This is a genomic window from bacterium, from assembly GCA_016708025.1.
Classification (GTDB): domain Bacteria; phylum Zixibacteria; class MSB-5A5; order GN15; family FEB-12; genus FEB-12.
In genome coordinates this window covers 1,148,854-1,164,647 of the sequence record JADJGQ010000001.1, presented here as the reverse complement: position 1 = coordinate 1,164,647, position 15,794 = coordinate 1,148,854, and the positions used below count along the sequence as shown (strand labels likewise).

The 15,794-nt window shown below is 54.2% G+C and carries 10 protein-coding genes; 2 read left to right on the top strand and 8 right to left on the bottom strand.

What is annotated here, in order from left to right:
- The 3 genes from IPH75_05100 to IPH75_05090 all read right to left on the bottom strand — a co-directional run bounded on the left by IPH75_05100 (position 1) and on the right by IPH75_05090 (position 4,842).
- On the bottom strand, positions 1-3,201 hold the full coding sequence (locus IPH75_05100) for a hypothetical protein (GenBank protein MBK7141440.1): 3,201 nt from the start codon (positions 3,199-3,201) through the stop codon (positions 1-3).
- Positions 3,202-3,209: 8 nt separating this feature from the next.
- Positions 3,210-3,800: a hypothetical protein gene (locus IPH75_05095; protein MBK7141439.1), complete on the bottom strand. Its 591-nt coding sequence runs from the start codon at positions 3,798-3,800 to the stop codon at positions 3,210-3,212.
- Positions 3,801-4,062: 262 nt separating this feature from the next.
- On the bottom strand, positions 4,063-4,842 hold the full coding sequence (locus IPH75_05090) for a cytochrome c3 family protein (protein ID MBK7141438.1): 780 nt from the start codon (positions 4,840-4,842) through the stop codon (positions 4,063-4,065).
- Between the two features lie 132 nt (positions 4,843-4,974).
- Here IPH75_05090 and IPH75_05085 point away from each other — a divergent pair, with 132 nt between their 5' ends.
- Positions 4,975-5,652 (top strand): SOS response-associated peptidase, encoded by a 678-nt coding sequence (locus tag IPH75_05085; GenBank protein MBK7141437.1) that lies wholly within the window; start codon positions 4,975-4,977, stop codon positions 5,650-5,652.
- On the opposite strand, the gene IPH75_05080 is transcribed toward IPH75_05085, so the two are convergent.
- Together IPH75_05080 and IPH75_05075 are read right to left on the bottom strand one after the other, a co-directional pair.
- Entirely contained in the window at positions 5,649-8,753 is a 3,105-nt protein-coding gene (locus tag IPH75_05080) for an efflux RND transporter permease subunit (GenBank protein ID MBK7141436.1), read from the bottom strand. The genes IPH75_05085 and IPH75_05080 overlap by 4 nt on opposite strands.
- Complete coding sequence (locus IPH75_05075) at positions 8,750-9,832, bottom strand: efflux RND transporter periplasmic adaptor subunit (GenBank protein ID MBK7141435.1); 1,083 nt, start codon at positions 9,830-9,832, stop codon at positions 8,750-8,752. Before IPH75_05075 ends, IPH75_05080 begins: the two co-directional genes overlap by 4 nt.
- 342 nt (positions 9,833-10,174) lie before the next feature.
- Between IPH75_05075 and vanZ the strand changes: the two genes are divergently transcribed.
- The gene (vanZ, locus tag IPH75_05070) at positions 10,175-11,137 is read left to right on the top strand and encodes a VanZ family protein (GenBank protein ID MBK7141434.1); all 963 of its coding nucleotides are present in this window, start codon (positions 10,175-10,177) and stop codon (positions 11,135-11,137) included.
- Positions 11,138-11,189: 52 nt separating this feature from the next.
- Here vanZ and IPH75_05065 read toward each other — a convergent pair whose 3' ends face one another.
- From IPH75_05065 to IPH75_05055, 3 genes are all read right to left on the bottom strand, one after another.
- Positions 11,190-12,641: an insulinase family protein gene (locus IPH75_05065; protein MBK7141433.1), complete on the bottom strand. Its 1,452-nt coding sequence runs from the start codon at positions 12,639-12,641 to the stop codon at positions 11,190-11,192.
- A 12-nt stretch (positions 12,642-12,653) separates the two neighbouring features.
- On the bottom strand, positions 12,654-14,174 hold the full coding sequence (locus tag IPH75_05060; GenBank protein MBK7141432.1) for an insulinase family protein: 1,521 nt from the start codon (positions 14,172-14,174) through the stop codon (positions 12,654-12,656).
- Between the two features lie 206 nt (positions 14,175-14,380).
- Positions 14,381-15,784, bottom strand: coding sequence for a S8 family serine peptidase (locus IPH75_05055; protein ID MBK7141431.1), 1,404 nt, complete (start codon positions 15,782-15,784; stop codon positions 14,381-14,383).
- Positions 15,785-15,794 lie beyond the last annotated feature (10 nt).

Genomic DNA, 15,794 nt, shown 5'->3' with positions numbered 1-15,794 from the left:
TTATGATTCGCTTACATCATGACAATTCACACAGAGCTTGCGGTTTTTGTCGGCGATCAGGATCGCCTTGTAGTTCGATGAATGCGGCGAATGACAGCCAATACAATCCAGCGGCTGTTGCGTGCGCGGATTGATCACCTCTTTCCCCATCGGGTGATAGTGCGTCTTCTTGACATCATCGTGGCAGTTCATGCAGAGTTCCATGATATCCGGAGTACTGAGCAGACCCTTGTAATTGCCAGAGTGAGGCTCATGGCAGTTGCCGCAATCCTGGAACGCCACCTCATGCTGGAACTGACCTGTAAATTCGGTAGTATTGTGACAGGTCAGGCAGGTCTCCACGCCATCTTTTTTCTGGAGCGATTTGCCATAGCCGACATGCGCGCCGTGGCACCCCGTGCAGCCATCTTCGCTGGCCACCGGTGCATGCACCACCGCTCGCATCATCTCCTTCTCGAAATCCTGGTGACAACTGAGACAGAGTTGTTTCCCCGGTGCAGTCAATTCACGTGTACCGGTCGGCTGGTGACACTGGTTGCAGTCTCTTCCGACAAACGGCTGATGCGCCTTCGGCAACAGGAGCGACTTAACTCCCTTCGCGGAAGCATGCGCTTCATGGCAATTCTGACAGTCCGCCTTGGTCATGTCAAAGCCGTGGTGTGCCGCCGCCAACGCGGGACTCGATGAATTGTGGCAATCGCCACAGAGTGCCTGTTTTTCTTTGGTCAAAAGTGCTTTGATCGAACCGGCATGGGCTTCGTGACACGAACCGCAGTCGCCCGTACGGGCTGGTGCGTGCACGATCCCCTTTTCCATCTTCTCTTTCATCTCTTTGTGACAACTGATACAGAAGGTGGCGGCCGGTTTATTGGTCAACGAGGCAAACTCCGAAGCATGTGGCTTGTGGCAATCGAGACACTTCCCGTCGCCAAACGGCTTGTGCTGTACTGGCAACTTCTTCATGTCCCGCATGTCGGCATGACAGGTCAGGCACAGCTTGTTGCCATCATCTCGTAACAAATGAGTGAAATCTGAGGAATGGACCATGTGGCAGTCATTGCACTGACCTGCCGCAAAGGGAGCGTGGGGAACTGGCATTGCACTCTGCGTCGCTACCATATCGTGGCAAGTTCCGCACATAGTATTCATGTCACCGACCAGTTGTACCGTACCATCCGCGTTTTGCGTATGGCAGGCATCGCAGGTCTTGTCGGCAAACGGCGGATGATCATTCTCTCGAAGCAAACTGGGGCGCTTCGAGCTGTGCGGGTTATGACAATCGGCGCAGTCCGCCTCGGTCAGGTTGTATCCGCTATGCTTGGTCGTCAATTCCGCATTCAGTTCATGGCAGGTACCGCAGACTGCCGATGGCTTGTCCGCGATGAATCCCCGGTGGTCCGAACCATGCGAAGTATGGCAGGCGTTGCACTCGCCGGCGATCACCGGTGTATGCATCGTTCCTTCGCGGAACTTTGCTTCCAGCGTTTCATGGCAGGTGTAGCAGAGATCGGCGATCCGGTCACCCAACGCCGGCGGGCGCATGATCATCACGCCATGCGTGGCGATCGGACGCATCCGCCCGACAATCAGTCCTTCCTTGACCGAGCCATGCGCGTTGTGGCACCCGGTGCAATCACCATCCGCCACCGGCGTATGCACATGCGACTTGCTCGCATTGATATCTTCGGCGGCATGACAGCTCAGACAGAGCGGTCCCGTCTTTTCAGTCAACAAAGATGTCTGGGCTGAGAAGTGCGGAGTATGACATCCTTCGCAACCATCCTGTGCCGGTGGATGTTGCGTCGGCATCGCCAGCCGAAGGGCGACATCATCGTGACAACTGAGGCAGAGGGCTGTTCCTTCCTTGCGCACCAGATGTTTCGTTTTGGTATGGTGTGGCTCATGACACGCGGCGCAGTCCTGCTCCATATAAGGCGTATGTTGCGACAGGGAAGAGGATGCCGCGGAATCCAGATCATGGCAGCTCTTGCACAATTTGGACGGCGAATCTTTCAGTAAATGATCAGTGACCCCTTGGTGTGGGGCATGGCACTGGCTGCAATCCTCAGCTCCAGCGTGCACGGTGGTAGCGGAGTCCCGTGCCACCACAAACTCGGTATGGCAGCCGAGGCAGAGGCTGTTGTCGGTCGCCTTGGCCAACTTGGGGTTGTTGGAGCCATGGACATCGTGGCAGGTCGAACATTCACCCATCAGCACCGGCATATGGGCGACGATTGTCGTGTCATGGATCAGATCCGTATGGCACTCCCCGCAGATCTCGCTCTCGCTTTTCTTCAGGAGCTTGCCATGGGTCGAGGAATGCGCCGTATGGCAATTGTCACAGTTGTCTGCCTCAACAGCCGCATGTGGATGCGCCAGAGTCGGACCGGCGGCCTGGTCGGCATGGCAATTCTGACACCCATTCCCAGCCGTCACTCCATCGCTAAACGCTATCTTACCGGCCTCATCCGGAAGCGAGTGACAGACATCGCATGACCCCTCTGCAAACGGGGCGTGCGCATTTTCCGACATCAACCCTGCACTGTTGTTCGAATGTCCGGAGTGGCAATCGGCACAGCCCAACCCGGCGATATGCTTTCCTTCATGAGCCGCGGCGACTGCCTTGCTCTCCAGCGCGTGACAGGTCTGGCAAAGTTCGGTTGCGGCCGTCTTGAGTAAACCCTTGTGCGGGCTGTTATGAGCTGAATGGCAGGTCGTGCAGTCCTGCTTCTCATATGGAGCATGCTTGTGCGATGCTGTCCCTGCTTTGGGGACATCGGTACCGTGACAGGCAAGGCAGAAATTCGGATCATCTGCGCCAGCCGGACCGCTCCGGAGTAACGCCTTCTTGTCAGAAGAGTGAGGATCATGGCACTCCCAGCAATTGCTGTTGGCGACCGGGAAGTGCACTGACCCGACCGCATACTTCTCCTTCAGATCTGCGTGACAGCCGAAACACAGCTCGTTCCCGTTCTCCTTGAGAACGAGATTATTGGCAAATCCATGTCTTTTGTGGCACGCCTCGCAGTTTTCCGACTTGAGCGGGTCATGCATCACTTTTTTCGAAGTGAACTCAGCCTTCGCTTTGTCATGGCAATCGTAACACTTCTTGGCAGCCTCAACAGGGGAGACCGCCATTATCGCGAGAGTAAATGTTGCCCAGACAAGATGCTCTATCCATGAATCACGCAGACGTCGCATAGCTTTAGTCACTCTTTCACGGGTTCCGGGGCCTTGGTATACTTCTGGTCATTTACCATGAAGCTGACCAGCTTGAATCCGAAGTAATTGTTCCCCCTGAAGTGCGGGGCATCGACGAAATAGAACCCCCAGGTCTCCTGCACCAGCGAATCCCCCTGCATCACCTGAACCCTGACCGATGGATTGTACAGCGTATCGGAGAGCTTCTTGTACTCCCCTTTGGTAGTGATCATCAGGTGCGGGTTAAAACGGGTCACCTTCGCCGAGAACTCCTCATCCTCGCCCAGGGGAAAGTTCTGACCAAACAGCACAGTGTCCAGTTGATAGAACTTCGGGTAGAGCCGATGTCGGGTTTCGATCACAAACGTGGCCGTTAACAGGGTCGAATCAAACGGCCCATCCTGAAATCGAAGGGAGTCCGGTAGTACTGGCTGCTGAAGCATCCCAGCATTCCCATGCGAAGGCATCATGCCGGGCGGCATTTTCGGAGCATGTGGGTCGGATTTGGTCGAATCTGACTCCCCAAAGGCGGCAGAGTGAACGACCATTAGTGCGACTACTGTCCACACCAGCAAGTAGAATCGAGCGAGCTTTGTCATGTTACCTCAACACATTGGCACAACTTAGGTTGTGCGAAATTGTGAAAAAGATAACAAAATCGGTCTGCTTGTCAAGCACTATTTGGACAAATCACTCGCTCTTTCAGTCCCGATTCCGACAAAAAATGCAAAGAGGATAAATATAAATTACTTTACGTAACAGTACGCATTTCAGTCGATTAACTTCGTGAATGGAGACTGACCAAGTCGAATAATATGAGGGCGTGCTGAATCTGGCGTTCTACGGGTTCTGCAAGTTTGCTTACTCGAGCGAGTGACAGCCGTTGCAGAGTTCAGTAAGACTTGTGAAATCGCGCAAGCGGGCATGTGTCTGCCCCGAGAGGGTATGGCAGGTCTGACACTCGATCTTTCCGTCCACCAGCCGTAACCGTGAATCGATCCTGACCTTGATTCGATTCCCAGGTTCACCGGAGCCAGCAACTACCTGTACGCCAAGGGGATGATCCCCGTGATCCTGGAAACGCGGGACTTTCAGGCTCGCCGCCAGATCACCTACCGGACCACTTTCCGAGTGGCAAAGCATACAACTTTGGGATGGGCTCAACTCAGCAAACCGACCATAGTCGGCATGATACAACTGCGCCGCCTGTTTGTGCCCCTCGGACAACATGGTCGGATTCTCTCCCTCTCCATGACAGGATGCACAAACCGCCATCTGCGAGGAATGTTTGTCAAAGCGGAATCGGAACGTCTGCCCGGAAGCAGATATCTGGTCGGTTTCATGGAAAGAGTGGCACTCACCGCACCGCTTGTTACTTGTGCGGTGGAATGAGAGCTGCGAGGACTCCTTGCCCGACCCGACCTTGTGGCAGCTCTGGCATTGCCGGGAAAGGTCGAAATTCGGCAACTCATCCGACCCAATATCAGCCACAGCCGCGTGGCAGTAACTACACTCGATCTTCGAGTGGTCCTTGCGTGGACTATCACCGGCCCTGCCGACCCGTACAAACGTGGCCGCCAAAACCACTATTAATAGAATCCCTGCGATTTCAAAACGGATCCTGTCCCGGGAGTTACGCATATCTGGTCTATCGGCAATCTCCGCCTTGCGGTTCTGTCCGAGAATTGCACATTATCAGATGCCCCCTCTTTGTGATTGACAAAAGAGGAGTCGAATGGGTAAGATTAGCTACACTCAGGAAGGTGATGTCTAATGTGCGGTCGCTATACCCTGGCAGTTCAACTTGACCTTATCCAGGATCGATTTCTGCTCAAGAATTCGATTCCCGCGTTTGCGCCACGCTATAACATAAGCCCAACCCAGACAGCGCTGGTCATCACACAGTCTTCCGATGGAAGGGGACTTGAGACGATGCGCTGGGGCTTGGTACCGTTTTGGGCCAAAGATCCATCGATCGGCAACAAGATGATCAACGCGCGCGCAGAGACCCTTGCCGAAAAACCAAGCTTTCGCAAGTCGCTTGAGCGAAAGCGATGCCTCATTCCTGCTGACGGATTTTATGAGTGGAAGAAGCTCCCCGATGGCCGCTCGAAAATCCCAATGCGGATTGTCGTCGGGCAGGGTGATCTGTTTGCGTTTGCCGGATTATGGGATAGCTGGAAACAGCCGGATGGCTCGGAGCTTCGTACCTACACGATCATCACCACCGAGCCCAATCAACTAGTTGCGAAAGTGCATAACCGTATGCCGGTGATCCTCGACCGGAAGTCCGAAGATATCTGGCTTGATCCGGAGATCACCAACCCGCAACTGCTCCTGCCATTGCTGACGCCGTACGCGGGGGAGATGCGCACCTTTGAGGTCTCAAAAGCGGTCAACTCTCCGGCCAATGACTCACCGTCGCTCATCGAACCGACCAGCCTGCTTTAGGCTGTCCGTTCTGCTGTCGCGCTTTGTTCTTCGACTTCTATCAGATCCGATGCCTTCAGCGTATGTGATGACACATACGTGTAAAGTGCGGGAATCACAAAAAGTGTCATCACAGTCGAAAGGATCAATCCACCGACCACCGCTATTCCCATCGAGACGCGGCTCTCTGCTCCTGCGCCAAGTGCCAGCGCGATCGGCAGTGTCCCCAGCGTAGTCGACAGAGAGGTCATCAGGATCGGCCGGAATCGCGCGATCGAGGCCTCCCTGACCGCCTCAAATTTCGTCAACCCCTGTTCACGACGTTGATTGGCGAATTCGACGATCAGGATGCCGTTTTTCGTCACTAAGCCGATCAACATGATCATGCCGATCTGGCTGAAAATGTTGATCGTCTGGTTGAAATACCAGAGCGAGATCAAGGCACCGGCCAGCGCCAGCGGAACTGTTAACAGGATCACGAATGGGTCCCTGAATGATTCGAACTGCGCCGCCAGGATCAGGTAGATCAGGATCAAAGCGAGTATGAAGGCAAATTCAAGCGAGGAAGAACTCTCGGCAAACTCTTTGGAGGTTCCATCAAGCGCCGTCTGAAAAGTTTCGTCGAGCACCTTTTCTTTCACCGCATCCATCGCGGCGATCCCCTCGCCAAGGGTCCGTCCCGGTGCCAATGCAGCCGACACTGTCGCTGAAACGTATCGATTGAAACGATACAATTGCGGCGGATTCGACTGCTCAGTCACCGTCACGATATTATCAAGTTGAATCAGTTCACCGCGTGAGTTGCGGACATAGAGTGCCTTCAGGTCGAGCGGTTCATCCCGATTGTAACGCTGCACCTGCCCGATGATCTGATACTGCTTGCCATCGCGAATAAAGTAACCAAAACGCTGGCCTGAGAGCGCAAACTGCAGTGTCTGCGCAACATCGAGCATACTGACCCCCAGCACGCGCGCCCGCTCGCGATCGATCTCCACCCGAAGTTCAGGTTTGTTAAACTTCAGGTTTACATCGACCGACTGAAATGTCTCATCCGCGCGCGCCTCTTCGAGAAACTTCGGGAGAACCTCGCGTAACCGTTCAAAATTAGGAGCCTGGATAACATACTGCACTGGCAGGCCGCCGCCCCGCCCTCCGCCACCGATCGTCTGTTCCTGCACCACGATCGTACGCGCATCATTCATCTTGGTCAGGCCACTAGCCAGTTTGTTGGCGATCTGCTGTTGCGATAACGAACGCTGATCCGGGTCAACCAACATCAACCGAATGAACCCGGTGTTGACCGTCGATGAGCCGAAACCAGGAGAGGTCACTGATACAACCGCTTTCGCCTCTGCTCCCGCGGTATCTCGAACCAGATCCACAAGTTGAGTAACTATCTGGTCCATTGCCTCAAAAGAAGTGCCCTCCGGCCCGGTTATCTGCAGGCGCATCGCACTGCGATCCTCCAGTGGCGAAAGCTCGCGCTTTAGATTTGCTCCGACGAGAATGATCAATCCAAGTGTAACGGCCATGACCACAAAGGCAAGCGACCGATGTTTCAGAAACCAATCCAGGCTCGCCGCATAATTTGCATTCATCCGGACAAAAAACGGCTCGGTCGCCCGATAGAACCGACTATGCTGCGCATGTGGTTTGAGGATGCGCGATGCCATCATCGGCGTCAACGTCAGGGCGACAAACGCGGAAATAATGACCGACCCAGCCAACACCACACCAAACTCAGTGAATAATCGGCCGGTCAAACCCTGCAGGAATATGATCGGAAGAAACACTGCGGCCAATGCCGCCGTCGTCGATACGATCGCGAAAAATATCTCTTTGGAGCCGACGATCGCGGCCTCCATCGGAGAACGCCCCGCCTCTACTTTGGCGTAGATATTTTCCAGCACCACAATGGCATCATCCACCACGATCCCGATCGCCAGCACAATTCCAAGCAGAGTCAGGACGTTGATCGTGAAGCCCACTACGTACATGATGAAGAACGTGCCAATGAGGGAGATCGGTATCGCCGCCGCCGGAATGACCGTGGTCCGCCAGTCACGCAGGAAAAGAAAGATGATCATGATCACCAGCGCGAACGCGATAAGAATTGTCTCCTCTACCTCGGTGATCGACTTGCGAATGAATGTCGTAATATCGAATCCGTACCCCATCTCGATATCTGCAGGGACATCCTTCTTTATCTGTTCGATACGGCGGTAAAATTCATCGGCGATGGCAATATTATTCGAACCCGGCTGCGGCGTCACGGCGATGCCGACCATCGGTATCCCATCGCGGCGAAGGATCGTCCGCTCATTCTCTGAGCCGAGCATCGCATACCCGACATCCTTGAAGCGGACAAGTTGCCCGTCAAGATCCTTGATGATCGTATTATTGAACTCATCCTCAGAGGAGAGGAGTCCCGAGGTTCGGATACTTAACTCAGTTGCATCCCCTTCGATGCGCCCTGTCGGAAGTTCGACATTCTCGCGCGTGACAGCATTTCGGACATCCGTCGCCGTGAGACCATATGCCGCCAGTTTGGCAGGGTCCATCCAGAGGCGCATGGAATAGCGCCGCTCGCCCCATATTCTAACTTCCGACACGCCCGGGATCGTCTGGATCCGTTCCTTGAACAGATTGTTGGCTATTTCGGATAACGAAAGCAGGTCGCGGGTGTCGCTTTTGAGACTGAGGAAGACGATCGGGCTCGCATCTGCGTCCGCTTTCGAAACTATTGGCGGATCGGCGTCCGCAGGTAATTGACCGGTCGCCCGCGACACGCGATCGCGAACATCATTGGCGGCCGCTTCAAGGTCCGCATTGAGATTAAACTCTACTGTTATGGACGATCGACCGTCACGGCTCGCCGAGGTCAACGATCGTATCCCGGCGATACCGTTGATGGATGTTTCCAGTGGCTCAGTGATCTGCGACTCGATCACATCGGCGTTGGCACCCGTGTAATTGGTCGTCACCGTCACCAATGGCGGGTCGACGCTCGGATATTCGCGCACGCCAAGCGACCGAAGGCCGATCATTCCAAAAATGACGATAGCGATCGACATCACGATCGCGAGCACGGGACGATGGATCGATACGTTTGACAGGCTCATTCGTTACTCGCGCTCTGGAGATTGGATATCTGGATCGAGGCTCCCGGCCTGATCTGCAACAGACCCGACGTGATCAGTGTGTCACCCGGATGTAATCCCTCTAAGATCTGAACCGACTGCTCGGTCCGCGCTCCCGCCTGTACCACGCGCACAGCCGCTTTGCCCCCTTCATAGACGAACAACTTGTAACTTTTCAAATCGGGAATGAGAGCCTGAGTGGGGACCATCAGCGCATTGTCAACGCGCTCCAACGGGATATCGACATTCGCAAACGCTCCGGGAAGGATAGACTTGTCTGAGGGCTCGGTCAGTGCCCGGATTTGGATCGTCCGGGTATTCCGGTCAATTCGTGGCTCAACCGCATAGATAGTCGCCTTATGATCACTCGGGTGACCCTCCAGTTTGAAAGTCACTACTGTCCCCACAGCGAGGAGCGGGCCGTATCTCTCGGGCGCCGAGAAGTCCAGTTTGAGGCGGCTGATATCCTGAAACGATGCGATCTGCGTCTCCGAAGTCACATACGCACCTTCAGAAACATTGCGTAGCCCCACCACGCCGCGAAAAGGAGCATGGATCTCTGTCTTGGCGATCTGAGCCTTGAGCAGATCTACCTCGGCTTGAAGGGAGTTTGCTTCTGTCACCGCCGCTTCGTAATCTTCCTGGCTGACTCCCTGAGTCTTGTAAAGCGCTTCATTTCGTTTCAGCCGGTCATCAACCTGCTTTTTCCGGTGAATCGCTTTATCGAGGCCGGCCTGCAATTCGTCATCATTGATCTTGACCAACAGATCCCCCTTTTCGACCACTTTTCCTTCCTGGAAATAGATCTTGATGATCTTGCCGGAGGTCTCTGGTCGAAGGATCACTTCTTCGTTGGCCAGCAATGATCCGGTCGAGGAGATGCGGGTGTTCAGCGTCTGTGGTTCAACGATCAACGCGCTGACATTCAGTGGCGCCCCTTGGCCACGTTGGCCCGAGGGAGAACCCGGCTGAACTGAATTGGAGGACATTAGGCGACGACCCACCAGGCCGCCGATCGCGACTACGGCGATGGCTATCAGGACGATATTGCGAAGTTTCATGGCGTGCCGAAGGCATCCCTTTATCAATGGCTATAATAAACTCACCGACAATACTGCATACTCGCTTGAAACGCAACCGCTTTGCGTTATTACTGTAACCGGGACCACCATTGCTGGTTCCTGACCGGGAACCGGGCAACCATGGGCCGCACCTCTCTGTATAGTCTGAAGGGGAGAGAGCAGATAGCTCCGAACCAGCACCAACCGCAATTCCACTTTCCACTATTTTATACCATATGGCTGCGACGAAGTTGATTTAGCCCATACGATTTGAAGAACTATTAACTTGTTAGGGCAATTCGGCGGTGCTATTCTGGATACAGTTTCCGCCAGGACCGTGCAATGAGACGATACTCACAGCTACTTCTCGCCACTCTCACCATCCTGCTTCTGGCAGCGCTGGTCATATTTCTGGAGATACCCGAACGCACCCGCTTCTGGTTTGAACTATTCACCGCTGGGCACACGCTGGTTTTCGGTCTCTGTGCCCTGGCATGCCTCTGGCTGAGCCAGCTAGTAGCCAGGGGACGCATCCATTTTCGCCTCTCTCATTATATCATCGCCTTTTTCCTGGCCGTCCTGGTCGGTGGCGCTACCGAGATCATCCAGCCGTTTGTCGGACGCGATGGCGAGCTATCCGACCTCTACCGCGACATGCTGGGCGCCGTTGCCTTTCTTTTCCTGGCCATGACTTTTGACCGCCAGATCACCTGGGATTTCCGATCGGGGAAATGGCTGCGTTACACCGTTCGTATTCTGGCGCCTGTGCTGATCGTCCTGATCTTCTGGCCGGCGATCAAATGGGGGGGAGCCTATATCTATCGCGACCGTCAAATGCCGGTTCTTCTCGACTTCAATTCAAGCGTCATGCGTCTATTCACTCGCGTCGCCAATGGCCGACTTGACATTGTTCCTGCACCCGTCGACTGGCCAGCCGCCCCGCCCAAAGTCGCCATGTTGACGCTCTATGCCGGAGTTTACCCTGGACTGACCCTGAAAGAACTGTCTCCTGATTGGTCCCGCTATCGCGAACTGACTTTTGCTCTCTTTTCCGCGCGAACCGATACTCTGGTAATGGAATTTCGGGTCAATGATCGGCACCACAATGAAAAATACAACGATCGCTTTAATACCATCCTGAAAGTCACTCCCGGCCTGAATCAACTCGTTTTTCCGCTTGATCGGATCAGCAAAACCGCTTCTGGTAGATTTATGGACCTTACCGATATGGGGACGATAGTTCTTTTTGCGCACCGTCCGACCGATTCCCTGTCACTCTATCTCTCCAGCATCCGACTCCAATAAAAAACCCGCCTTCGATCGAAAGCGGGCTAAGAATAATCACGACATCATTCGGTTATTCCAGAACTGGATCGACCAATTCGATCGTCTCAACCTTACCGAATTCGTCAAGTGGCTTGTCAAATGTCTCCGGTTTCCCGACCACGACAAGGGTCAGTTGATCCGGGTTGAGATACTTCTGCGCCACCGCCTTGATATCGTCAAGCGTCACCTTGGCGACGTTTGCCTGATAATTGTCATAGAAATCAGTCGGCAGGCCATTGTATTCCAGTGACATCAGGTTCGACACGATCTTTCCGCTGGTGTCGAAATTGAAAACGAAGCGATTAATCGCCGCATTCTTGGCATCAGTCAACTCATCCTGATTTGCCCCCTCCGTCCGAATCTTGGCGATCTCTTCCATGATGATTTTGGTCGCCTTGTAGGCAGTCGCACTCTTGGTTTGACAGTACGCCGCAAAAACGCCGTAGTCACGGGAGTCGATATCAAAGCTCGAACCCGCACGATAAGCGAGACCTTCGTCGGATCTGACCCGCGAAGTCAGTCGGGAAGTGAATGACCCGCCTCCCAGAATATAGTTCATCATTCCGATCGCATACCGATCAGGGTTGTCCCGCTTGATCCCCAATTCACCGATCCGGATATTTGCCTGGTTGATATCCTTGATCACTTCGTATACGCCCGGCTTGGTGGCAAACGTCACCTCCGGCGGGGGAGCGGGGAGAGCCGCAGATTTCTGCCAGTCACCGACCAACGCCTGCAATTTCGCGATCAGCTCGTCTCTCTTGAAGTCCCCCGATATCCCCACGATAATATTATTCGGAACGAAAAACTTCTTGTGGTAGGCGATCAGATCGTCCGTCGTCAACGCCTTGACCGTCGCCCATTCGAGAATTCGCCCGTTCGGGTGGTCCCCGTAAACCAGCTTATTGAAATATCGGTTGGTGACCGATCCAGGCTCGTCATTGCGACGCTTGATCGAGTTGCGAATATCAACTTTGGCCAACTCCAGCTTTTCGGCAGGGAAGGCCGGATTGCGAAGCAGATCCGCCCACAACTTCAAGCCCATTTCCATATCTTTGGAGAGGACATTGAGACTGGCCGTACCCATCTCGTCCATAATGCGCGTTTCAAGCGAACCGCCCGCATATTCCATCAGCATATTGAGCGAGTCACCTGAGATCGTGGTTGTGCCTCCCGTCCGCATAACCGTCCCGACCAACGATGACAAACCATCCTTGTCGCTTGGATCATAGACACTGCCGCATCGAATGAGGGTATTGATATTCAGGACCGGGAAACGGTGATTCTCATACAGATAGAGGACCATTCCATTCTCCAAAACCACTCGCTCGACATCAACTCCAACTTTGGGTATTCGAAGATCGCCTTGCTTCCCCGTGAGTTTGGCGATCATCTTGGATCCTTCCGACTTGGCCACCGGACCCTCGCCAAATGCCACCGAGGCCAGCAGCAGGATCATCAGGAATGTGTAAATATATTTCACGTTCTGCTCCTTTTAGCTCTGCTTCCCGGGCCGTCCGCCAGACTGGGCTTTCGGGGTCTTGGTGATAAAAGCGACTGTCCGATTCGACTTGGTCAGGTACTGATTGGCCACACGCATGATATCTTCTGCAGTGACCTTTTTCAATTCCTCACGACTCTGCAGGAAATAGTGCCAGTCGCCGGTAATGCTTTCACTGCTGGCAATGCGAAACGCCAGCCCGTTGTTTGATTCCATTGAGCGGATCAAAGATGCATCTACCTGATTGCGCATTTTCTCCAGTTCCCAGGTTGAAACCGGCTCGGTTTTCAGCCGTTCGATCTCGGCATACACTGCCTCTTCCAGTTCGGCCGTGGTATGGTTGCCGAACGGCGTAATCGTGACATTAAACGCTCCCGGAAAACGCGAGCCTCCGGCCGACGCATTCGCGTTTCCCAACTTCTTTTCGCGGATCGCTTTATAGAACCGACTGGTCCGCCCGCCGGAGAGTATGCTGGCAACCGCTTCCAGTGCCGCGCCATCCGGATGCCCGATCTGCGGAATGTTCCATCCGATAAATGCCTGCGGGTTGGCATCCATCTCAACTTCGACCCGACGCTCACCCGACTGGTCTGCATCCCGACTGACCACCGGCGGAGGAGCGGGGAGAGAGGGGACCTTTGAAAAATACTTGTCCGCCAAAGCAAACACTTCCTCGGCGTTCACGTCGCCAACCACTACCGCCACCGCGTTGGCGGGGGAATAGTGAGTGCGGAAATACTCCTCCACCTGTTCGCGACTCACTGTCATCAGATCGCTCATCCAGCCGACTACCGGCCAATGATACCCCGATGCCCAGAACATTGCCGCGCTCAACGATTCATCCAGTTTGCCGAATGGATCGTTTTCCGTGCGAAGCCGACGCTCTTCCATTACCACGTCGCGTTCGGAGTAGAATTCGCGAAGGACCAGATTCTCAAGACGATCTGACTCGAGATACATCCACAGCTCAAGGCAATTCTTCGGCAGAGATACATAATATTGCGTCCCGTCATTGCCGGTCGATGCATTCAGACCGCTTCCGCCGCTCGCCAGGTAAGCGCCCCACAGTTCGTCTTTGATAACGTACTGCTTCTGGATCGATTGAACCTCCGCGATCTCTTTCTTCAAGCCAAAGTACCTTGAAGAGTCGGTCGCTTTGAGCGGATCGGCCAGCTTCACCAACTCTGCTTTCATCAGCGCTGCTAGTGAATCGATCTTCTTCATTAAAGGAACCTCGGCGGCATAATTGCTGGTGCCGATCGTTTTGGTCCCTTTAAAGAGCATATGTTCCAGCAAATGCGACACACCGGTTATCCCCGGTTCTTCATCCACTGATCCGGTGTTAAATCGAATGATCGTGGAAAAAACCGGCGCGGCATGATTCTCTAATACCAGTATTCGCATGCCGTTCGAGAGAACTTTCTTCTTCACATCGAGCTGGATCTCGCCGGTCGCCGCCTGCACGGTTATACCGAGCAACAGCAGGGCAAGACATACCGAGAGGAATGTTCGCATAGCGCCTCTTTCCTTACGCTGAAGTGATTAATATTTTCGGGGTGTATTGTGTCTGTGTGAGACAGTCGACTAATGAACTACGGAGTGACCGCATGGATGGAAAGGTACAGCGGTAACCCCGAACCCGGCAAGTCCTATTATGCATGAAAAACGGCTGCCGCATTCACGACAGCCGCACAGGAACGAGCGATCTTCTCTCTTAACTACTATTGCTGACAGGGGGCAAAGGTGACATCCTGCCCAACAATGTACCCGATAAGCAACGCCAGGTCGGTCAGGTCAACCCCGCCGACTCCGTCCAAGTTTGCTTCCGCCGGACAAGTAATGAAAGACCCGCCCACCGTCAAATGGGTGATCAAGCGCGACAGATCAGACAGGTCTGTTGTCCCCGCGCCATCTATATCTCCTGTCACGCCGATGCAACAGTTCCCCTGCGCATACGCTACCGCCGCCAGCGGATCGATTCGCCCCGCTCCAAGTTTCCCTGCGTAGAGTGGATTCACGCCATCGATATCAACGGCCGTCAATAGCAACGCGTCGCGTACATCCTGCCATGTAGCTGTCGGGTTTACCGAATAGACCAGCGCTGCCGTCGCCGCCACAAAGGGAGCCGCAAAGCTGGTTCCATCCCACCAGGCGTAGGCTGAATCCAGAAATGGTGCGTATATCTGTCGCCCCGGCGCTGCGATATCAACCTTGTTATTGTAGTTGGAGAATTCGGACTTCATATCGTTTGAATCAAGCGATGCGACCGAAAGCACGTATGAATCCGACGCAGGGAAGAGCTCCACTTCACTCGAATCATTCCCCGCCGCCGCGATTACCATGACATTCTGGTTGCGGGCATACTCGATCGCCGCATCCAATACGTCATGCTTACCATTCATGACGATACTGAGGTTGACTACTTTACATCCAGCCTCAACCGCATCAAGCAAAGCTTCAGCGATCGTAAACCCATTGCCACGACCTGTCGTGTCGAGAACACGGTAGGCTACCAACTGAGCATCAGGCGCCACCAAATTGACAATTCCAGCGACAAAAGTTCCATGCCCCGATGCCACTCCGCCGGGCTCATCAACCGCTATCGAATCACCTGCTACATAATCATACCCGGATGTTACTTGTGTGGTCAGCGCTGGGTTGGTTGGATCGATCCCGGCATCGATTATCCCCACGCTCACCCCATTACCACCAGTGATCGCCTGCGTCTGGGGAATTCGTAACGTGGTCGCCGCTGGCTGCGTTAGCGGATCGAGCGAAGGTACCGCATCAAGGAACGGCTGGCTCGATTGGACCGCTTCCGGTGCATCGAGAAGGTAGTTAGCGGCACAGTAAATGACTTCCGGTTCAAGCGCGATCACCGCCGCCAGACTCTCTGCATCCTGCCCCGGAGCCGTATAGAGCAAATAGGCGGAGATATGGCTCAGGTACCGACCAAATGTGGTCCCGTACTGTGCATGGATCGAGTCGATCGTATAATTAGCGGTCACCTGGCAAACCATTTCACCGGGGACAAAGTCGCCGCTGGTTCCGGCACGAGATTCACCCGCCATGCTCGCCAGAAAGAGAGCCAACAGGAGCGCTATTCGTAGATTTCGGTACATCATATCTGATCCC